This window comes from Aeromonas sp. s12, assembly GCF_040907925.1.
Taxonomy (GTDB): domain Bacteria; phylum Pseudomonadota; class Gammaproteobacteria; order Enterobacterales; family Aeromonadaceae; genus Aeromonas; species Aeromonas veronii.
The window spans coordinates 94,585-115,055 of the sequence record NZ_JBFOCT010000037.1 but is presented as its reverse complement, the minus strand read 5'-3'; the positions used below and the strand labels follow the sequence as shown (position 1 = coordinate 115,055).

The following is a 20,471-nucleotide window of genomic DNA, read 5'->3' as shown; positions in this document are numbered from 1 at the left end:
CCTTTCTGAAAATGGCAGGGGCGGCAGGACTCGAACCCGCAACCATCGGTTTTGGAGACCGCTGTTCTACCAATTGGAACTACGCCCCTGCAACAAACGAGGCGTAGTATACAAAGCGGGTTTCAAAGGTAAAGGCTTTTTTCACACTTTTAATGCGATTGCACAAATCCCGAACAAGTCGCGCCGATTTGTGCAGCAACGAGGGGTAACTTGCTGTATTTCCAGACTCAGCGGGGTAGGAATGGGGCATAAATGGGGGTAGGGTGAAAGCAGGTACCGGGAGGCCACTTATGCTCAATTACCGACTGCTCCAACAACTTGCGCCCCTCAACTTCAGGGACGAACGCAAAACAGAGTCCCTGCCCGACTACCTGGCCCGGGTCGCCCCGCTGGTGCCCTTCATCCCCGAAAATGTGCTTTCCCAGTGGATTTACCGTCATTGGCGCGGTTTTGAGTCCAACTGGAGCTTTATCGATCTCGCCAGCCACCAGTTCGCATGCGAAAGCTGGCCCACCGCGCAGATTATCGAGCAGATAGACTCCCGCCATATGGAGGTGATCGAGCGCTGGGGCGAGATGCTGCGCAGCAACCGCTATGTCCGCCGCTCCTGGCTCGGCGAGAAGATGCTGAGCGAAGGCACCTGGCCCGAACCTGTCATCGTGCTGGTGCCGGAAGAGGGTTCCAGCTACCCGAACGGTCATCCCCTGCCCCGCCCCTACTGCCTGCTGGAAGGGCACCACAGACTCGGTTATTTGCGCGCCATGGCCCGCGATGGGGAATCGCTGCAAGAGACGCACAGAGTGTGGATTTGTCGTCATGTTTCCGCCACTTAAACGTTTTTCATGCTGAAATTGGCATCGGAAATAAAATTTTGACAATTAAAAATGCGGCCCTATAATCTGTCCGGTTTTGAAAAAGGTCGGGACGAAACGATGCAGTTTTTGATTCAGAAAACAGCCTTGCAGACGGGTGGTGCGCACCAGAGCGGCCCCGTTGTTTCCGGTTCCCACCCCAACGATCCCCAGTTATTTTTAAAAAAAGCCCCTGTTTCAGGGGCTTTTTTTTGTGCCCGAAAAACCTCCAATGATGTCAAAGGGAATGCAGACGATGACCAATCCACTCTATAAGAAACATGTCATCTCCATTTCGGACCTGACCCGGTCAGAAATGGAACTGGTAGTCTCAACCGCACAACGGTTGAAGGCTGAACCTGACACCAGCCTGTTGAAAGACAAGCTGGTTGCCAGCTGCTTCTTCGAAGCCTCCACCCGCACCCGCCTCTCGTTCGAGACCGCGGTACAGCGCCTTGGCGGCAACATCATCGGCTTCGCCGACGGTGGCAACACCAGCGCCAAGAAAGGCGAGACGCTGGCTGACTCCATTAAGATCATCGGTTCCTACTCGGATGCGGTGGTGATGCGCCACCCGAAAGAGGGCGCGGCCCGTCTGGCCTCCGAGTTCTCCCGCGTGCCGGTCATCAACGGCGGCGACGGCTCCAACCAGCATCCGAGCCAGACCCTGCTCGACCTGTTCACCATCCATGAGACCCAGGGCCGTCTGGACAACCTCAACGTCGCCTTCGTCGGTGACCTGAAATATGGCCGCACCGTGCACTCGCTGGCCCAGGCCCTCAGCCTGTTCAACTGCCGCTTCTTCTTCATCTCCCCGGAAGCGCTGGCGATGCCGGACTACATCTGCGAAGAGCTGGAAGAGAAGGGTATCCAGTTCAGCGTCCACCAGACCATGGAAGAGGTGATGCCGGAGCTGGACATCCTCTACATGACCCGCGTCCAGAAAGAGCGCTTCGACGAGACTGAATACAAGCACATGGCTGCCAAGTTCATTCTGGAGCTGGCGACTCTGGAAGGGGCCAAGCCCACCATGAAGATCCTGCATCCCCTGCCCCGCGTCGACGAGATCGATGTGGCGGTCGACAAGACTCCCCACGCTTGCTACTTCCAGCAGGCGGAGAACGGGGTCTATGCACGCCAGGCGCTGCTGGCACTGGTACTGAACGAAACTGTCTGAGCTTAGGGGAATATCATGTCTGACAAGAACCAACTGCAAGTCGAAGCCATCCGTCACGGCTCCGTCATCGATCACATCCCCGCTGGCCAGGGCATCAAGATCCTCAAGCTGTTCCAGCTGGTTGAAACCCAGGAGCGGATCACCGTCGGCTTCAACCTGAAATCCGGCGCGCTGGGCAAGAAGGATCTCATCAAGATTGAGAACACCCGCCTGACCGAACAGCAGGCCAACCAGCTGGCGCTGTTCGCCCCCAAGGCGACAGTCAACATCATCGAAGACTTCAATGTGGTGAAGAAGCACCTGCTGGAGCTGCCGGAGTTCATCGCCGGGGTGTTCCACTGCCCCAACTCCAACTGCATCTCCCACAACGAGCCGGTGGACAGCTACTTCCGGGTGCGCGAAGTGAAAGGCGTGGTACGGATGAAGTGCAAATATTGTGAGAAGTCCTTCACTCAGGACATCGTCAGCGAGCGTTACTGATATCTGATTGGGCCCCGCGGGGCCCATTTTTGAACCCTGTCACATCACCGAATTTCCAGTCAGCTATAATTTGCCATCGCAAGATGGTAATGCCCGCTCATTCCCTGCATATAGATAGATTATCAGTGTTTTTGCCTGATAACTGACTGCTATGGCAGATATCGCGCGTTTACCTCCGGTCATCATCAAAGGAATTCGCCGTGGTCAAAACCCTCAGTCGTCCCGTTGCCCAAGAGCCCGATCTGGCCCAGCTGGATGCCTGTCGCCAGATCATCGGTCAGCACTGCTACAGCACCCAGGAAGAGATCCGTCGCGAGCTGTCGGAGCGCGGCTTTGCCGACATCAGCCAGTCCACCATCTCCCGCCTGCTGCGCCGTCTCGGCGTTGCCAAGGCGCAGAATGCCAACGGCAAGAAGGTCTACACCCTGGTCGACGAGCAGCTGGAACCCGCCGGCAGCACCCGCTCGATCCACGACATGGTGCGTGAAGTGGTACACAACCAGCAGATGGTGCTGATCCACACCACTCCGGGGGCCGCCACCGTGGTGGCCCGCCTGCTGGATCGCAACGCCAATCCCGAGATCATGGGCGCCGTCGCGGGCAACGATGTAGTACTGGTCGCGCCGCGCCATATCAGCCGTACCCGTCAGGCCCATGCTGCCGTGGTGCGCACACTGGCGCAGGCCCGCTAAGCTCTCTCCCCAAATACATCGAGGCGACCCGCGGGTCGCCTTTTTGTTGCTTGCTATTTTGTGTCCATCACTTCTTGCGCCCATAAAAAACGGGAGCCCGCAGGCTCCCGTTTCATCTTGCTTGTTATCCCTCAGGAGAGCACGGCCCCCAGGCTCAGGCAGACCACGATCAGCACGGTCAGGATACCGAGCAGCGGAGCCACCCACTTCAACCAGCGCACATAAGGCACCTTGGCGATGGCCAGACCGCCCATGACCACGGCGGAGGTCGGGGTCACCAGGTTCACCAGACCGGAGGCAGACTGGTAAGCAGTCACCACCAGATCGCGGCCCACGTTGGCGAAGTCGGCCAGAGGCGCCATGATCGGCATGGTCAGTACGGCCAGACCGGAGGAGGACGGCACCAGGAAGGAGAGCACCACTTCCAGCACGAACATCACGTTGATAAAGACGATGGTGGAGAGGCCGGTCACGATCCCTTCTGCACTGTGCAAAATGGTGTGAGTGATCATGCCGTTATCCATCACTACCACGATACCGCGGGCGATACCGATGATCAGCGCCACACCCAGCAGGTCGCGGGCACCATCGATAAAGTTGGAGGTCAGCTCCTCCTCGCTCATGCGGGAGATGAGACCAACGATGATGGCGGCAGCCAGGAACACACCGGAGATCTGTGCCATCCACCAGCCCAGCACGGCCACACCGTAGATCATCACGGCAAAGGCGGCGACGAAGATACCCAGTACGATTTTACGGGTCAGGGTGAACTCCAGCATCTGGTCGCTCTTGTTGCCAAGGAAGTGGGCACGGTTCTCTTCCCACTTGTCAGCCACCAGGGATTTGCTCGGATCGCTGCGCACCATCTTGGCGTAACGCATGACGTAAGCAACGCAGAGCAACCAACCGGCGACCAGCATGGCAACGCGCAGCCAGATACCGTCGGTGAAGGAGATACCGGCCGCGTTGGCCGCAATAACGGTGGCAAACGGGTTGATGGTGGAACCGAGAGTACCGATACCGGCACCCAGCAATACGGTTGCTGCAGCCACCACAGGGTCGAAGCGGGCGGCCATCATCACCGGCACCAGCAGGGTGTAGAAAGGCAGTGACTCTTCGGCCATCCCGTAGATGGTGCCGCCTGCGGCGAACAGCGCCATCAGGATCGGGATCATCCACTCTTCCCGGCCGCGCAGGCGGTCGGTCACACGTTCAATACCGGCATCGATGGCACCGGTCTTGGTCACAATGCCAAGAAAACCACCGATGATCAGGATAAAGAGGGAGACGTCGATGGCGCCTGCCTCATAGGTGTCGTGGTTGTAGAGGCCATCGATAGGTGCCAGCAGCACATCGACGATCCCCTGGGGATTCCCCTCCACCAGTTTGTAGGTACCCGCCACCGGCACTTCTTTGCCGAGGGCTTCGTTCATGGTCATCTCATATTTGCCGGCCGGCACTATCCAGCTCAGGGCGGCCACCAGGGCGATCAGCACAAACAGTATCGTGTAGGCTGACGGGAACTTGAATTTGGTCATGGTCCAGCTTCCTTCTGTGGGTGTGGTATCCATGCAGGCTGCGGGTTGTAGGGTTAGAGGTATTATGCCGCTGTCACATGGTCGAAAAGCCGGGGGTCGCCCCCCGGCACCACTACTGCGACCTTAGTCGCCCAGCGTAGCAACCATCACTGCCTTGATGGTGTGCATCCGGTTTTCGGCCTCGTCGAACACGATGCTGTGCTCGGATTCGAACACGTCCTCGGTCACTTCCAGGCCTTTCATGCCATATTTGTCAGCCACTTCCTTGCCCATGGTGGTCTCGTCGTTGTGGAACGCCGGCAGGCAGTGCATGAACTTCACATCAGGATTCTTGGTGGCATTGATGACATCCATGTTGACCTGATATGGAGTCATCAGTTTGACGCGCTGATCCCAGGCTTCTTTCGCTTCACCCATGGATACCCAGACGTCGGTGTAGAGGAAGTCAGCACCCAGCACACCCTCTTTCACATCTTCGGTCAGGGTGATGCGTGCGCCGGTCTCTTCGGCGATCAGGCGGCACTTGGCAACCAGCTCCTCTTCCGGCCAGAAGGCTTTCGGCGCGACCAGACGGATGTCCATGCCCATTTTGGCGGCGCCGACCATCAGGGAGTTACCCATGTTGTTGCGGGCATCACCCAGGTAGGCGAACTTGATTTGATCCAGACGCTTGCCCTTGCCGCGCTCCAGCATGGTCATGAAGTCGGCCAAGATCTGGGTCGGGTGGAATTCGTTGGTCAGGCCGTTCCAGACCGGAACACCGGCGTAGGCGCCCAGCTCTTCCACGATCTCCTGACCGTAGCCGCGGTATTCGATACCGTCATACATGCGACCCAGTACACGGGCGGTGTCCTTCATGGACTCCTTGTGACCGATTTGGGAACCGCTTGGGCCAAGGTAGGAGACCTGAGCGCCCTGGTCGAAGGCCGCTACTTCAAACGCACAGCGGGTACGGGTGGAGGTCTTCTCGAAAATCAGGGCGATGTTCTTGCCGACCAGATGCTTACGCTCGTAGCCACCGTATTTGGCTTTCTTCAGGTCGATGGCCAGATCGATCATGTATTGGATTTCGCGCGGGGTGAAGTCCAGCAGTTTCAGGAAGTTACGGTTACGCAGATTAAAAGCCATGATGAGTTCTCTCTATATATGTTTCAGACCAGTTCGGGCAGTAGTGTTGACTACGCATTCTCAGTACAGATATCGGTAATTACGCATGTACGGTGCGGGTGGCGACGATATTGGTGCCGGCTTCCCCCTTGAGGATGGCGAGGCCATCTTCCAGCGAGCCGATGCCGACCATGCCGCCGGTCGCTTTGACAAATTCACAAGAGGCTTCGACTTTCGGTCCCATGGAACCTGCATCGAACTTGACCCCGTCCAGCTCGTCCGGGCTGGTGACTCGCAGCGGACGCTGGGTCGGTTTGCCCCAATCCAGATAGACGGCATCGGCGTCGGTCAGGATCAGCAGGGCGTCGGCCTTGATCTGCTTGGCCAGGTAGGCGGCAGACATGTCCTTGTCGATGACGGCTTCGATACCGGTCAGGCTCTGGCCATCCCAGGTCACAGGGATGCCGCCACCACCGGTACAGATGATGAGGTGGCCTTGGGCAATCAGGGTTTCGATGGCGTCGCCTTCGACGATGCGCTGGGGCAGCGGGGATGGCACTACGCGGCGGAAGAACTTGCCGTCAGCCTTGACCACCCAGTGCTTCTCTTCTGCCAGGGTGCGGGCTTCAGCCTCTTCGTAGACGGGGCCGATAAATTTGGTCGGGTTGGCAAATGCCGGATCCTTGGGATCAACCTGCACCTGAGTCAGCAGCGCGGTGACGTTGCGGCTCGGCATCAGGTTTTTCAGCTCCTGGATCAGCATGTAGCCGATCATGCCCTGAGACTCGGCACCCAGCACATCCAGCGGATAGGGGGATACCTTGGTGTAGGCGCTGTTCTGCAGGGCCAGCAGGCCGACTTGCGGGCCGTTGCCATGCACCAGCACCACGTTGTACTCCTGAGCGATCAGGGCGATGGTCTTGGCGGCCGTTGCGATGTTCTTGCGCTGGATATCCGCTTCCAGTGGCTCACCACGACGGAGCAGTGCATTGCCACCCAGAGCGACGACGACAGTTGGTTTTTTCATAGTGGTTAATCTCGAGTTTGGTTCTGTGTGGCGCCAGCTTCTGCCGGCGCCACGCCGTCTCATCAGATGCTGTCGCGTTCCATCGGGCAGCTCATGCAGCGGGCGCCGCCGCGGCCACGGCCCAGTTCATCACCCGGAATGGAGAGAACTGTGATACCGGCCTTGTCATATTTCTCATTGGTGTAGGTATTGCGCTCGTAACCCACCACCACGCCGGGACGTACGGTCAGTACGTTGTTGGCGTCGTTCCACTGCTCGCGTTCGGCTTCGAAGCTGTCACCGCCAGTGGTGATGATCTTCAGCTGATCGACGCCCAGTGCTTTCTCGATAGCGGTGACGAAGTAGCCCTCTTCCTTGATGTTCATGCCGGTAGCGCCGCCCGGAGTCAGGCTCCAGCACTGCACGTCCTTGCGGATCACTTCCGGATAGACGGAGAAGGTGTCGATATCCATGTGGGTCATGACGGTATCCAGGTGCATGCAGCTGCGGTGTTTCGGCAGCTCCATGGCGATGACCTGCTTGGCCTGACCATGTTTGAACAGGCTGCGAGCCAGGTGCTCGACACCTTGCGGGGTGGTGCGCTCGGACATGCCGATCAGCACGGCACCGCGGCCGATAACCAGTACGTCGCCACCCTCGATGGTGGAGTTGTCGTAGTCACGCTCCTCGTCACCGAAGTACTTGATGAAGTCCTGACCGGCAAACATCGGGTGCCAGCGGTAGATGGCCTTCACATGGTTGGTCTCGCGGCGACGAGCCGGCTTGGCCATCGGGTTGATGGAGACGCCGCCATAAACCCAGCAGGAGGTGTCACGGGTGAAGAGGTGGTTGGGCAGCGGTTCGATGATGAAATCGGTCGGAGCGTGCATGCCCACTACCATGTTGACACCGCTGTAGGGCATCTCGGAGTAGGTCAGGCCGCCGGAGAGAATACGGGCCAGTTCGCGGTGCGGCATGTCAGCCAGGAAGCAGCGCACGTCGTTGGCAAAAGAAGAGCCGAGGCGGTAGTCGGAGACCTGATGTTGCAGCAGCCAGGTTTTGGCTTCCGGCACATCAAGTGTTTCCGCCAGCAGATTGGTCAGCAGGAAAACTTCGACATTCTGATCGCGCAGTACCTGAGCGAATTTGTCGTGCTCCTGACCGGCGCGTTCAACAGACAGGACGTCATCGAACAGCAGATCCTGGCAGTTGGAAGGAGTCAGACGCTTCAGACTGAGGTTGGGGCGGTGCAACATGACACGGCGCAATTGGCCAACTTCAGAACCTACATAAAATTTGCTCATGATTATATTCCGTCTAGCAGTGGTCCCTGCGAGTGATTGAATAGATTCCTTCTATTCATGCTCGTGGCTAAGGCGGGATATTCTTTATGTAGGGTAATCGGCTTATGTTCTATCCTGCCCTTGCCTTTCGAGACCGAGGTTAGCCCTGCGAATCACGACAAACTTAGACATTGATCACATTCACTCAGAACTGAATATATTCACCATCCAATCTATGACCCCGGTAGCAAATTGCGCATTTTCCAAACAAATCGCACCGAATAACCATGCAAAACCACCCTGCTATATTTCAGGTTGATTCATTTTTTATTCATGCCAGTTCACTGGAGTGATTAAATGAAAATAACAAAAACTGTTAAAAATCATCACTATAAATAACTTTACAAATATAATTTGAATATTACTCCCTAAGTATTGAATACATCGCCGTGACGGGAGGAGCACGGGAGAAATAAATACTCACATCGACCACATTCACTGCATAAATCTTTTCTTGTTCCAGATCATGGCATTGATGCCAACCCCATCAGGCTCGGCCTCATCAGTCACCACCTCTTTGTGCGGTTCAACTTAATATGCACAAAGTCCGCATCAAGGTGGGCAGCTATCCTCGTCGGTCACCACAACGCCTTTTGATACTTTTTTCATTAATTGAATTTATTCGTCTCACCTTGCACTGGCGCCAACCTCGACTTAACTCAGAAAGTGATCCAGATCACACAGGAATGGCACTACCAAGGAGTTGTTATGAAAATGAAACCCATGCTGTTGCTCGCGACTTTGCTGCTCTCTGCGCTCCCCACCCTCAGTCAGGCTGAAGGAGCCCCTGCCATGCCCATGGTGGTATGCCATGTCGACAAGGCCCCCCAGATGCTGGTGCCTGACTATGTCTGCCGCTGGCAGGGAGGCAGCGTTCATTACTAGTCGAAACAACGAGAGGAGCATCACTCCTCTCGCCTTGTGATGAGACTGGCCCCTCCTATACTGAAATCAGCGGTTTTCTCATGGATAGGGGAACGTCATGATCTTGTTGGTCGGTGGAGAGAAGGGGGGGAGTGGCAAGAGCTGCTTGGCACAAAATCTGGCGGTCTACCTCAGATCCCAATTTCAGGGGGAGGTGTTACTGGTCGACTGCGACCCGCAGCGAACCACCTCTGACTGGATTCAGGAGCGCAACGACAACCCGGAGCTGCCACAAATCAACTGCGTACAGCTCTATGGCAATATTCGCAACGACCTGCTCAGCCTGAAAAACCGCTACGACTACGTCATCGTCGATTGCGGCGGGCAAGACAACCGGGCACTGCGCTCCACTATGGCTGTCGCCACCCACGCCCTGATCCCCTTGCGTCCGAAACGCCGCGACCTCAAGACCCTGCCCCACATGGAAGATCTCATCACCACCTGCAAGATGGTCAACCCGACCCTCAATGCAGCCGTAGTGCTGACCCAGTGCCCCGCCCTGCCCAATCAGGTAAAACGCATTCTGGAAGCGAAAGAGGTTTGCTCCTCGTTCGGTGTCGACGTCCTGAACGCCATCACCTATGGCCGCAACGTCTATGACGACAGCGAAGAGAAGGGACTGTCGGTGATGGAGATCGAGCCGGATGGCAAATCCGCCGAAGAGATCCGGGCCATCGCCAAAGAGTTCCTGCAAGTGGGGGTGTGAGATGGGTCTGGCCGATCTGAAGAAAAAACACCAGCTGCATCACCAGAAGAAGTTCACCGTCGACGAATTTATCGAAGATGCGGAGTTCTACGCCAAGGGCAAACCCAAGGTGGTCAGCCTTGAACTGGGCCTGCATCGTGATGAAGCCTTGTCGGCGCTGGCCTTTATCGAGAGTGGTGAGCACCTGAAGCCCAGCTACAAAAAAGCCACCTTCTCCATGAGCACGGTGGCCATCGACGAGCTGGGTAACCTGACCCAGCAAGACGGCATGAACAAGTCCCTGTTGCTGCGCCTTTTTACCCACTACTTCTCTTCGCTCACCCCGGAAGAGCGCCAGACCATCTATGAGCGGCTCAACCAGCGCTCATAATTTCTCCATTCAACCGCTCTTTGTGTGCCTCACCAACTCACCCCGAATGACCATCATCAGACTGCAAAATCTGTTTCTGAAGCAACCAAAACGCCATGTAAGAGATCTGCCATTCCACATGTAAGCCAACAGCCGAAAAGATCCCCGAGATAATCGGAAGATAAGATCTTAAAACATGAAGATGAGCAACTTAAATAGCTGTTTATAAATGAATAAATCGAAACTCACCACTTTCGAAATAGCCAATGACAAAAACGTTTTCCAATCTGGCGTTGTAGCCGGTTAGAAAATCCTTATAGTTACTCATGCACGGACGCAATGAAGTCGGTCAGGAAGACTGGCTGCCAGGGTTGGGCAAATGGACTCACCACAGGATGTGGTAAAGGACACCTCCCAGGACGGAGAAAGTGCGACGGGACAGGATGACTCGTCAGGCCAAGATGGCTAAAGGACACCCCAAAGGATTGGGAAGGGGAAACCTAAAGGAAGAGGTAAACAGTCAGGGATTGCAGGGAGCAACTTCGTTCAAGGATCTGAGCGATACGACTACCGGGGGCGACGCAAGTCGCCCCCATCTTTTTATCTACATTTCACCGTCCCCTTGCTTGGCTCTCAATTGCTTGCCTCAGCGCAGAGACTTCTAACCAGAACCTTCGCGACCCGCTGCCTAAGCAAAAATACATATGAAAAGGGCGCCACGATGGCGCCCTTTTCTGTTTTCTAATCGGCAAACAAGCTTATATCACGCGAGAGAACTGCTGCTGGCGTGCCTTGTTGCGCAGGTACACGTCGAAACACATGCAGATATTGCGGATCAGCAGCTGCCCCGTGGAGGAGACCTCCAGACCATCCTCCGTCATACGCACCAATCCATCGTTGATGAAGGTCTGCAGTAGCTTGAGATCATCGGCAAAATACTCTCTGAAATTGAGCCCGTGCGCCTGTTCGACAGCAGCAAAGTTCAGACGGAAATCACAGATGAGCCGCTTGATCACCTCACGGCGGATCAGGTCATCCTGATTGAGCGAGCAGCCTTTCCACTGGGCATGACCCAGCTCTGCAACCTGAGCGTAATAGGCCTTGAGCTCTTTCTGGTTCTGGGAGTAGGCATCACCGATCATGCTGATGGAGGAGACCCCCAATCCCAGCAGATCGCAATCACCTTGTGTGGTATAGCCTTGGAAGTTGCGGTGCAGCTTGCCCTCGCGCTGCGCCACTGCCAGCTCGTCATCGGGTTTGGCAAAATGGTCCATACCGATGAACTGGTAACCCTGACCGGTGAGGAAGGCAATGGTGTCCTGCAGCATGGCCAGCTTCTCCTGCGGAGCAGGCATGTCGTCTTCTTTCAGCTTGCGCTGGGCGGCAAAGCGACTCGGCAGATGGGCATAGTTGAAGATGGAGAGGCGCGCCGGATCTGTCTTGAGCACCTCTTCCAGCGTATGGTGGAAGCTGGCACGATCCTGATGCGGCAGGCCATAGATAAGGTCGAGGTTGGTCGAGCGGAAGCCAAGTTCACGGGCCCGTTCCAGCATCGCTTTAATAAAGTCGTTGTCCTGCTCGCGGTTGACCGCAACCTGCACATCCTTGTTGAAGTCCTGCACCCCAAGGCTGATGCGGTTGAAGCCGACGTCTCGCAGCACATCCAGCATGGTAATGGCAATCTCGCGCGGATCGACCTCGATGCTGAACTCCCCCTCTTCGGCGAAATGGAAGTGCTCACGCAGCATGGCCATCAGACGGCGCGTTTGCGCTTCATCCAGATAGGTGGGTGTACCGCCACCCCAGTGCAGCTGGGTAACCAGACGATGCTTGAAGAGCGGGGCTTGCGCCTTGATCTCCTGCTCCAGGCAGTCGAGATACTCGTCAGCCTTGTGCTGATGACGGGTAATGACCTTGTTGCAGCCGCAGTAGTAGCAGAGCTTGTGACAGAAAGGGATGTGCACGTAGAGCGACAGATTGCGCTCGGGATACTGGCCGGCAGCGCGGACAAAATCCGGATAGCCGAAGCTCTCGTTGAACTCCAGCGCAGTGGGATAAGAGGTGTATCGCGGGCCACTGTAGTTATATTTTTCGATCAGGGCCTGATCCCACACAATCTGTTCTGCTTGCACGCTCGCTTCCTCTCTTGTTGTTATTGTTGGCTCACCGACCTAACTGAAAATCCTTCAGCTGGGCCACATCCTTGAGGATCTGAGCCTCCAGCTCGGCCTCGTAGCCACTGCGTTCGAGATCCATCTTCATCACTTCATTGCGCTTGAGGGCACGTCTGGCTTCATGAGTCGGCATATCTTTCACCTTCTCATACAGCCCGTACAGACCCGGGAACTCGGCAACGAACGCTCGCCCCCCCTTGATCTGCAACGCATCCAGCAGATTGGTCAGCCGAATGGCGCCTTCGGAGTAATCACACTGCCCTTCCTGCACCGCATGAGCAATGACCCGCACGCTCTCCAGAATTCGTTCATTGCGAGCGGTAATCGCCTGCCACTGCATCGCTTGCTGTCGTCTCAGCCTAGCCAGCAGCATGCCTGCATAGATGGCTAATCCTGACAAAATCAGGCCGCCCAACAGGGCGGCCAGCATCCATCCACTCATCACTTTTTCTTCGGCTCAGGCTTGGGTTCCGGCTTGAAATCGACCTGGTTGAAACGATCCCACAACTCCTCTTCGGAGGCCGGTTTCTGCTCGTTGAACTCGGCATCATCGCCATCATCAAACGGCAGATCGTCATCTTCATCATCGTCATTGTCGATGATGCCCAGCTCATCCATCAGCTCCTGATAACGGTCGACGCGCTGATCAACCCAGGCCTGCTCGGCCGCTTCCAGGGTTTCACCGGCATCCAGACGATCCAACAGATCATTCAAGCGGTCATCGTTTTCGATAGAAGCCAGCTCCTGCTCGGGGGTCATCACCAGCTTCTTCTCTTTCACCGCCTTGGGTGCTGCCGGCTTCTTCTGTTTGTCATCCACTACCAGTACTACCGGCTTGCGGGAACCAATACGCGGATCTTTGGACTGGCTGTTGCCAGACTTGCTCTTCGGCTGTTCAACTTGCTGACGAGAACCAGCCTTCAGGCCCTTCCGCTTGGCAGCCCGTTTACGCTCACGGCCTTCCTGAGCACTGACATCAGATTCTTTGCGCTTGCCAGTAGGCTTGCGAGTGGGTTGTTTGGCAGACATGAATGGCTAACTCCGAAAATAACTGGTTTGACCCGTACCCGGGATGATCTCACCCGGTGGGATACGATGCGAGGAACAGTAAGGCTGGAACAAGAGCAGGATCCCGCACCAATCAGGCCCAATCAGGCCACTGAACACCGCAGGATCGGTATCCTCTGGGCATGTTGCTGGTATTTTGACACAGAATGGCTAATCGGGTTAATGACCCAAAAGAAAAAAGGCAGCCGAAGCTGCCTTGATATGTTCATGCGTGCACCATCCTGAATGGCAAAACAATCTGTTTCGTCCTCTCCGTGACAACTTGTCGCCGCATCATATCGTTGTGTGGTCATCCTGACCTTATATTGGTCGTTCCTGAATGTGCGTGTGCCTGTTTGACCCGTCTCGACCGCATCCTGCCATCGTGCCGGGGAGTCTGCATCCCGCAACCCCATCCCGCTCCGGAGATGGTCACCATCCTGATCCTTCAATCCTTTGCCAGCTCATCCGAGCCCATGGCATCCCGCCACGCCAGCCATCCTCTGCTCACAACACCCTGTCGTGAAACCGTCACCCAATCCGTGGGTGAATCCATTAAGCATACTGTACCAACTCTATAAAGCGGCTCAATCCACTCAAAACATTCTCAGCATGTCGAAAAATATCAATATTCATATAATTCATTGATAAATAATGATTATTTAATATTTTATGCAATTTTATGAGCCTTGGCCTGCCTTGAGAATGGGAGATCTCTTACAGAACGGGGGGATTAAACCGAGAATTATCTGAAAGCCATAAAAACAACGGGGAGCCCAGGCTCCCCGTTTCAACTCAAATCGACCGTATCGACTATATCAGTGCAGACCCGCCACATATTTGGAGAGGGCTTCGATATCCTGATCAGTCAGTTTCTTGGCAACGTCCCGCATCATGCCATTCGGATCGTTGTCACGCGTCCCGGCACGGAATGCGGTGAGCTGAGCCTTGATATAGGCAGGATGCTGGCCGGACAGGTTGGGATACTTCGCCTGTTCGACACCAGAGCCACGGGGACCATGGCAAGCCGTACAAGCTGCCAGACCGCGACTCATGTCACCACCCATATAGAGTGCCTTGCCCGCTTCGACCACGTCGTCAGGGACAGCGATAGGGGTAACCTTCAGGCTGGAGAAATAAGCCGCCAGGTCATCCATGTCCTGTTCCGACAAAGGTAACGCCATCGGCCCCATCACTGGCGCAACCCGGCCAATTTGACCAGAAGCGGCAGCCTTCAGTTCAACTAACTGCTTTTTGATATATGATGCGTGCTGACCAGCAATTTTGGGGTACATATCAACCAGGCTGTTTCCGTCCGGTCCATGACAAGCCGCACAAACGGCAGCCTTGGTCTGTCCCGCAGCGGCATCGCCCTTGGCTTGTGCCATCCCCGTTACGCCAACCATCAGAGCAAGAGTAATGACTAGGTTCTTCATGGCGTTCCAACTTTTCGTTATTAGGCTTCCAGATCCCATGCCGCTGAAGGCATGTTAAAATAAACGCGTTTAAGCGACGCTATTTTACACCATTTTACAAAAAAGTAACTCTATAACCCTCTATCTCCATGGGGAATTTACGTTGGATACACAAACTCTGAATTTCAATAAGGTGCATTTTGTGACCAGCGCACCCGACATCCGTCACCTGCCAGATGATGGGGGTGTCGAGATCGCGTTTGCCGGCCGTTCCAACGCCGGTAAGTCATCTGCATTGAACACCTTAACCAAACACAAGAACCTGGCGCGCACCAGTAAGACACCCGGTCGTACCCAGCTGATCAACCTGTTTGAGCTGGAACCGGGCAAGCGTCTGGTCGACTTGCCGGGTTATGGTTATGCGCAAGTTCCGCTGGAAATGAAGCTCAAGTGGCAAAAGTCACTGGCAGAGTATCTGCAGCGCCGTGAGTCATTGAAAGGTTTGGTGATCCTGATGGACATCCGCCACCCGCTCAAAGATACCGACATGAACATGCTGGAGTGGAGCTCGCACCGTCAGTTGCCCGTCATGCTGCTGCTGACCAAGGCTGACAAATTGAGCCCCGGCCCGCGCAACAACCAGGTGATCAAGGTGCGCCAGGCCGTTGCCAACCTCGGTTCCCAGATCCAGGTCGAAGCGTTCTCCTCCCTCACCAATATCGGTGTGGAGAAGCTGGCGCAAACCCTGACTGAATGGTACGTCAGTGGTGACGATACCGACCTGCTGAACGCTGACGAACAGCAACCTGCCGAGGAGTAATCTACTCCTCGCTCTCCTTGCAATTGGCGGAGCACTCCTCCGCTGATTGAAAGGGTTTCAGATTGCCGCTTTCACCTGCCTCACGACAAATACCCCGCATTCGCCTCCCCTGCTATATCCAATACTGCTTAAAGTTCATATAGATAGGCAGTTAATTCACAAAAATAATTAACTTAAGTAGGTGTTGATAGCGTTTTCAATTTCGTTCTTTCAAAACGAACCAGAATTACAAAAAGAGACAAAAATGAAATTTAATTACAAGTTCTAACCGAAAGGGATAAAAATGAGGCCGGACGACAGTGATGCCATCCAGCCTGAAATAATAAATTCAAAAAATTGGGAAGAAGCTGAATCTTGAGTACCAGACGACAGGTATTCCTCAAGAAGCAGCCTCATTCTATCAAATGCATCGCCAATTTAAAGCATTTACTCTAAATTGCGCACATAAAAAAAACACCCCGACGAGAACCTCATCGGGGCAGCTATTCAGCCACATTCAATTACGTGAAATAAAAGGTCTGAAAGATAGAACATCTTACCTCTGTACCCTACGCAGACAACTGTACAGCAAAGCAGCAGAAAGTGAAAGTAATTTATGTAATTTAGTTTCACAACTTACAGATTAAGAAAAAATCTTTTATTTTCATACAGATAAAAAAATCCCCAGTATGAATACCGGGGAGTTATAAAGGTGACTAGCTAGCACTTCCTCAACTATCTAGTTAGTCAGCGCCATTTCAAAGTAGTTCCGCTACAAAACAAAAAAACTTTGAAAAATCAGAGGTAGATAGCGCCATCTTCAGCAAACTCTTGTTCTTCAATGAGTTTTTCAGCCATATCTTCAATATCAAAACGCACACTTTCGAAGGCTCTGACGATGTCATCCTCTCTCGTCAGCGCCAGACCGGTCATTCTCTCCAGTCGCCGATGGCTGATGTAACAATCTATCAGCGCCCCCATCTGCTGGGCAGGAAAACGCACCCGCTGTTCGTCAGCCTGCCACTCCATCAGGTCGGGAAACAGAATACCCTGGTTCATATCGCCCCCAAGTTACGCTTCAACTCTCTCAATACCTGTTTAGTCCCGGGACGAATTCCGCGCCACACGGTAAACGCTTCGGCGGCCTGTTCCACCAGCATGCCGAGTCCATCCATGGTTTGACGGGCCCCATGCTGTTTGGCCCAACTGATAAACGCCGTATCCGAGGCGCCATACATCATGTCGTAGATGGCAATATCAGTGTGGATCAGGGCAGGGGCCAACGGCGGCAGCTCCCCTTGCAGGCTGGCGGAGGTAGAGTTGATGACGAGATCGAATGGCCCTGCCAACTGCTCATAGGTCTGGGCAATCACAGGTCCCAGATCGTGGAATTCGGCAGCCAACTGTTGCGCTTTTGTGTGGGTACGGTTGGCGATCACCAGTTCGCTCGGCAACTCAGCCAGCAGCGGCGCCAATGCACCACGAGCCGCACCACCGGCACCCAGCAGCAGGATCCGACTATCCGCCAGCGTCACACCATGGGACTTGAGATCGGCGACCAATCCAGCGCCATCGGTATTATCCCCCAGCAACACGCCATCATCGGTCAGCTTGATGGTATTGACCGCGCCCGCCCGCTTGGCCCTCGGGCTCAAGCGATCGACCAAAGTGAATGCTTGCTCCTTGAACGGCACAGTGATGTTGCAGCCCTTGCCCCCTTGGTCAAAGAAGGTGCACAGGGCTTGGGCAAACTCGTCGACGGCGGGTTCAGCCAGCCCATACTCCAGCTCTTGCTGGGTTTGTCTGGCAAACAGGGTGTGAATGAAGGGGGACTTGCTGTGGCGCACCGGGTGGCCAAAAACCAGATAACGATCCATCAAAGAGTTCCATCAGAGGGCAATATTCCGATTTAACGGGTTTTCGCACTCGGGAACAAGCCGAATATCGGCCAGCAAAAAGGGGCCATCAAGGCCCCTCGGGTCACAGCCACTCTCGCGGCGTGAGATAGTCGGTGTAGAGCAAGGCTTCAGGAGTGCCCGCTTCCGGCTGCCAGTCATACTCCCAACGTGCCAGCGGTGGCATCGACATCAGGATCGACTCGGTACGCCCGCCAGTCTGCAACCCGAACAGGGTGCCCCGGTCATACACCAGATTGAACTCCACATAACGGCCGCGACGATAGAGCTGGAACTCCCGCTCCCGCTCGCCATAGGGCAGCGCCTTGCGTCGTTCGATGATCGGCAGGTAAGCATCAAGATATCCCCGACCTACCGCCTGCATAAAGGCAAAGCAGTCGGCAAAAGGCCAGCGATTAAGATCGTCGAAGAAGAGACCGCCCACCCCTCGCGTCTCGTTGCGGTGTTTGAGGAAGAAGTAACGATCGCACCAGGATTTGAACTCGGGGTAGATCTCATCACCAAAGGGCCGGCAGAGATCACGGGAGACCTGATGCCAGTGCTGCACATCTTCGGCAAACGGGTAGAAGGGCGTCAAATCGAAACCACCGCCAAACCACCAAATGGGCTCTTCACCCTCTTTCTCGGCAATGAAGAAACGGACGTTGGCGTGGCTGGTAGGCACATAGGGGTTGTGCGGATGGATCACCAGCGACACGCCCATCGCCTCAAACTTGCGACCGGCCAACTCGGGCCGATGGGCTGTAGCAGAGGCAGGCATGGCATCGCCATACACATGGGAGAAGTTGACGCCCCCCTGCTCGATCACCGCGCCGTGGCGCAGCACACGGGTGCGACCACCGCCACCGCCTTCACGGCTCCAGGCATCTTCCACAAAGTGTCCACTGCCGTCGGCCTGCTCCAGACCACGGCAGATCTCGTCCTGCAACTGCAACAGGAAGGCCTTGACCTGGGCCACATCCGGTTTGCTCATCTTGTCTCCAGTCAGGCAGGATCGTGAACGCCCTGTCCATTTTTATAGTTAAATCAATCCGGTGAGCTCACCACTCAGCAGATTGATAGCAAATCATGACGTATCCGCCTGCTCAGGAGGGGCGAATAATGGCGCCGGTTCGGGCGTCCTTGATCTCTGATGGGTTGGCTTGACCACCCACTTCACCGGGCAGGATATAGGCCAACTTGCTTGCCAGCCGCTCACCGATCTCGGCCACCCGACGGGCAGGCTCCTCACCGGTCAGGTTGGCGCTGGTAGAGACTAGCGGCTTGCCAAAGGCGCGACACAACGCCTGCACCTGAGGATGAGCCGTCACGCGTACCGCCAGGGTCTCGAACTGCCCGGTCAGCCAGGTCGGCGTCGTTGCACGGGCAGGCATGATCCAAGTAAAGGGGCCGGGCCAGCTGGCTTCAACCCGAGCCAGTTGTTCACCGCTAAGTTGGCTCAGATCGATGTAATCCTGCAATTGCTCTACGTCGGCAGCAATCAGGATCAACCCCTTCTCAACCGGACGCTGTTTGATGGCCAGCAGTCGCTGCACCGCCACTTCGGAGTCGGGATCACAACCCAGACCAAACACGGCCTCGGTCGCATAGGCGATCACCCCTTCCTGCTGGAGGGCAGCAACCGCCTGTTCAAATTCATTTGGCATAGGAAAAATGCGGCAGCCTGGCTGCCGCCTCGTCACTTAGTAGCAAGTTGAATCCGTATGGCGGCGACCATGGCAAAGTGACGTTTTGCTGTTGCACAGGAAAATACGACACATCCGGATCGCCACCCGTTCACTTACTTGAGTTGAGCCTGCAGGGCGGCATCCTTAGCCATCACCTCTTCGGCATTCTTCTGGCGTTCGGCCCGAACCTTGGCCGCCAGTTCATCATCGGCTACTGCCAGCATCTGGGCTGCCAGATAACCTGCGTTCTTGGCACCGGCTTTGCCGATCGCCACGGTCGCTACCGGTACACCACCCGGCATCTGCACGGTGGAGAGCAACGCATCCAGCCCCTTGAGCGGACCACCGTCGATGGGCACCCCGATCACGGGACGAGTCGTGATGCCGGCTACGGCACCCGCCAGATGCGCCGCCAGACCGGCAGCACAGATAAAGACCTTGCAGCCACGGGCCTCGGCATCGGTCACATACTGATGGGTCGCAGCCGGCGTGCGGTGCGCGGAGGTGACTTTGACTTCCACTGCGATATCAAATGACTTGAGCACCTCGAGGGTAGTCTGCATCACGGGGAAATCAGAATCAGAGCCCATCAATACGGCAACAAAGGGTTTATTCATGGTGGGAATTTCCTTACTCCAAGTGGGGGGTTGAAGTTCACCGAAAACGTTTCAATCCGGTTGCGGCGGCGGGATTATACCTGCTCACTTTGGTGGCCGCATTTCTTTTGCGGACAGACCCAACGCAGAGTTCCCCTCACTTTTTTCTCTACCATGATGCCCCAACCACACGCGGGACAAGGCATGGGGATCGGCTTGTCGTTCACCACATATTTGCAGTGTGGATAGCCATCACAGGAGTAAAACTGCTTGCCGTAGCGGGAGGTGCGGCTCACCAGATGACCCTTGCCGCACTCGGGGCAGAGGATCTGGGTATCGTCGCTCTCCTGCAGGGATTCGATGTGCTGACAGGCCGGATACTGGGTACAACCGACAAACAGACCGTAACGCCCCTTCTTTATCGCCAACGGCTCTCCGCAATCGGGACAGGCAGAGCCTTCGAGCACCTTTTCGATGTCGCGGCCGGATGGCGTCAGGGAGCGGATGTAATCACAGGCAGGATAGGCAGAACAGCCGAGAAAGGGGCCATGTTTGCCCTGGCGGATCACCAGCTCGGCCCCGCACTGCGGGCACGGCTCGCGCTCGAAGGCATGTTCGTGGGCTGAAAAGAGGTGATGATCGATTTTTGACATGGGCCGCGCCTTGAAATCCAGATGGCCTGAA

General features: G+C 55.5%; 23 protein-coding genes and 1 tRNA gene. 9 read left to right on the top strand and 15 right to left on the bottom strand.

Going from position 1 to position 20,471, the window contains the following annotated elements; genetic code table 11:
* Window positions 1-12: 12 nt before the first annotated feature.
* Window positions 13-89: transfer RNA gene (locus AB5Y67_RS19650), tRNA-Trp, on the bottom strand.
* Window positions 90-290: 201 nt separating this feature from the next.
* Between AB5Y67_RS19650 and AB5Y67_RS19645 the strand changes: the two genes are divergently transcribed.
* From AB5Y67_RS19645 to AB5Y67_RS19625, 5 genes are all read left to right on the top strand, one after another.
* Window positions 291-833: a hypothetical protein gene (locus tag AB5Y67_RS19645; RefSeq protein ID WP_325794017.1), complete on the top strand. Its 543-nt coding sequence runs from the start codon at window positions 291-293 to the stop codon at window positions 831-833.
* A gap of 99 nt (window positions 834-932) precedes the next feature.
* Window positions 933-1,127, top strand: a complete 195-nt coding sequence (locus tag AB5Y67_RS19640) for a hypothetical protein (protein WP_013724188.1) — start codon at window positions 933-935, stop codon at window positions 1,125-1,127.
* Window positions 1,108-2,028, top strand: a complete 921-nt coding sequence (pyrB, locus tag AB5Y67_RS19635; RefSeq protein WP_005339735.1) for an aspartate carbamoyltransferase — start codon at window positions 1,108-1,110, stop codon at window positions 2,026-2,028. Before AB5Y67_RS19640 ends, pyrB begins: the two co-directional genes overlap by 20 nt.
* Before the next feature lie 15 nt (window positions 2,029-2,043).
* Window positions 2,044-2,508: an aspartate carbamoyltransferase regulatory subunit gene (pyrI, locus tag AB5Y67_RS19630; protein WP_139461806.1), complete on the top strand. Its 465-nt coding sequence runs from the start codon at window positions 2,044-2,046 to the stop codon at window positions 2,506-2,508.
* A gap of 200 nt (window positions 2,509-2,708) precedes the next feature.
* Entirely contained in the window at window positions 2,709-3,200 is a 492-nt protein-coding gene (locus tag AB5Y67_RS19625; protein WP_005339728.1) for an arginine repressor, read from the top strand.
* Window positions 3,201-3,331: 131 nt separating this feature from the next.
* On the opposite strand, the gene AB5Y67_RS19620 is transcribed toward AB5Y67_RS19625, so the two are convergent.
* The 4 genes from AB5Y67_RS19620 to arcA form a co-directional block, all read right to left on the bottom strand.
* Entirely contained in the window at window positions 3,332-4,738 is a 1,407-nt protein-coding gene (locus tag AB5Y67_RS19620) for a YfcC family protein (protein ID WP_005339725.1), read from the bottom strand.
* A 123-nt stretch (window positions 4,739-4,861) separates the two neighbouring features.
* Complete coding sequence (gene argF / locus AB5Y67_RS19615; RefSeq protein ID WP_368208063.1) at window positions 4,862-5,866, bottom strand: ornithine carbamoyltransferase; 1,005 nt, start codon at window positions 5,864-5,866, stop codon at window positions 4,862-4,864.
* A gap of 79 nt (window positions 5,867-5,945) precedes the next feature.
* The gene (gene arcC, locus AB5Y67_RS19610) at window positions 5,946-6,872 is read right to left on the bottom strand and encodes a carbamate kinase (protein WP_107683217.1); all 927 of its coding nucleotides are present in this window, start codon (window positions 6,870-6,872) and stop codon (window positions 5,946-5,948) included.
* Window positions 6,873-6,934: 62 nt separating this feature from the next.
* On the bottom strand, window positions 6,935-8,155 hold the full coding sequence (gene arcA, locus AB5Y67_RS19605; RefSeq protein WP_005339718.1) for an arginine deiminase: 1,221 nt from the start codon (window positions 8,153-8,155) through the stop codon (window positions 6,935-6,937).
* A gap of 747 nt (window positions 8,156-8,902) precedes the next feature.
* Here arcA and AB5Y67_RS19600 point away from each other — a divergent pair.
* The 3 genes from AB5Y67_RS19600 (at window position 8,903) to AB5Y67_RS19590 (ending at window position 10,194) form a co-directional block, all read left to right on the top strand.
* Window positions 8,903-9,079: a hypothetical protein gene (locus AB5Y67_RS19600; RefSeq protein ID WP_005339717.1), complete on the top strand. Its 177-nt coding sequence runs from the start codon at window positions 8,903-8,905 to the stop codon at window positions 9,077-9,079.
* Window positions 9,080-9,176: 97 nt separating this feature from the next.
* Complete coding sequence (locus AB5Y67_RS19595) at window positions 9,177-9,824, top strand: AAA family ATPase (RefSeq protein ID WP_005339716.1); 648 nt, start codon at window positions 9,177-9,179, stop codon at window positions 9,822-9,824.
* 1 nt (window position 9,825) lies between these two features.
* Window positions 9,826-10,194: a hypothetical protein gene (locus AB5Y67_RS19590; protein ID WP_005339715.1), complete on the top strand. Its 369-nt coding sequence runs from the start codon at window positions 9,826-9,828 to the stop codon at window positions 10,192-10,194.
* Between the two features lie 737 nt (window positions 10,195-10,931).
* Here the strand turns inward: AB5Y67_RS19590 and hemN are convergent.
* From hemN to AB5Y67_RS19570, 4 genes are all read right to left on the bottom strand, one after another.
* Entirely contained in the window at window positions 10,932-12,305 is a 1,374-nt protein-coding gene (gene hemN / locus AB5Y67_RS19585) for an oxygen-independent coproporphyrinogen III oxidase (RefSeq protein ID WP_199427685.1), read from the bottom strand.
* A 31-nt stretch (window positions 12,306-12,336) separates the two neighbouring features.
* Window positions 12,337-12,777 (bottom strand): DUF2489 domain-containing protein, encoded by a 441-nt coding sequence (locus AB5Y67_RS19580; protein ID WP_005339712.1) that lies wholly within the window; start codon window positions 12,775-12,777, stop codon window positions 12,337-12,339.
* 11 nt (window positions 12,778-12,788) lie between these two features.
* Window positions 12,789-13,376: a Der GTPase-activating protein YihI gene (gene yihI, locus AB5Y67_RS19575; RefSeq protein ID WP_199427684.1), complete on the bottom strand. Its 588-nt coding sequence runs from the start codon at window positions 13,374-13,376 to the stop codon at window positions 12,789-12,791.
* Between the two features lie 836 nt (window positions 13,377-14,212).
* Complete coding sequence (locus AB5Y67_RS19570) at window positions 14,213-14,830, bottom strand: cytochrome c (RefSeq protein WP_005339710.1); 618 nt, start codon at window positions 14,828-14,830, stop codon at window positions 14,213-14,215.
* Window positions 14,831-14,972: 142 nt separating this feature from the next.
* On the opposite strand from AB5Y67_RS19570, the gene yihA reads away from it, so the two are divergent.
* Window positions 14,973-15,629, top strand: a complete 657-nt coding sequence (gene yihA / locus AB5Y67_RS19565) for a ribosome biogenesis GTP-binding protein YihA/YsxC (protein ID WP_199427683.1) — start codon at window positions 14,973-14,975, stop codon at window positions 15,627-15,629.
* Window positions 15,630-16,406: 777 nt separating this feature from the next.
* Here yihA and AB5Y67_RS19560 read toward each other — a convergent pair.
* The 6 genes from AB5Y67_RS19560 to AB5Y67_RS19535 all read right to left on the bottom strand — a co-directional run bounded on the left by AB5Y67_RS19560 (window position 16,407) and on the right by AB5Y67_RS19535 (window position 20,440).
* Window positions 16,407-16,667 (bottom strand): DUF1488 domain-containing protein, encoded by a 261-nt coding sequence (locus AB5Y67_RS19560; protein WP_005357522.1) that lies wholly within the window; start codon window positions 16,665-16,667, stop codon window positions 16,407-16,409.
* Window positions 16,664-17,485: a shikimate dehydrogenase gene (aroE, locus tag AB5Y67_RS19555; RefSeq protein ID WP_199427682.1), complete on the bottom strand. Its 822-nt coding sequence runs from the start codon at window positions 17,483-17,485 to the stop codon at window positions 16,664-16,666. The genes AB5Y67_RS19560 and aroE overlap by 4 nt, the downstream gene beginning before the upstream one ends.
* A 103-nt stretch (window positions 17,486-17,588) precedes the next feature.
* Complete coding sequence (gene hemF / locus AB5Y67_RS19550; protein ID WP_042079793.1) at window positions 17,589-18,497, bottom strand: oxygen-dependent coproporphyrinogen oxidase; 909 nt, start codon at window positions 18,495-18,497, stop codon at window positions 17,589-17,591.
* A gap of 112 nt (window positions 18,498-18,609) precedes the next feature.
* The gene (locus AB5Y67_RS19545) at window positions 18,610-19,170 is read right to left on the bottom strand and encodes an L-threonylcarbamoyladenylate synthase (RefSeq protein WP_199427681.1); all 561 of its coding nucleotides are present in this window, start codon (window positions 19,168-19,170) and stop codon (window positions 18,610-18,612) included.
* A 134-nt stretch (window positions 19,171-19,304) separates the two neighbouring features.
* On the bottom strand, window positions 19,305-19,808 hold the full coding sequence (gene purE / locus AB5Y67_RS19540) for a 5-(carboxyamino)imidazole ribonucleotide mutase (protein WP_005339704.1): 504 nt from the start codon (window positions 19,806-19,808) through the stop codon (window positions 19,305-19,307).
* A gap of 74 nt (window positions 19,809-19,882) precedes the next feature.
* Window positions 19,883-20,440 carry a type I DNA topoisomerase gene (locus AB5Y67_RS19535; RefSeq protein ID WP_005339702.1) on the bottom strand — a complete coding sequence of 186 codons (558 nt, stop codon included), beginning with the start codon at window positions 20,438-20,440 and terminating at the stop codon, window positions 19,883-19,885.
* Between the last annotated feature and the right edge of the window lie 31 nt (window positions 20,441-20,471).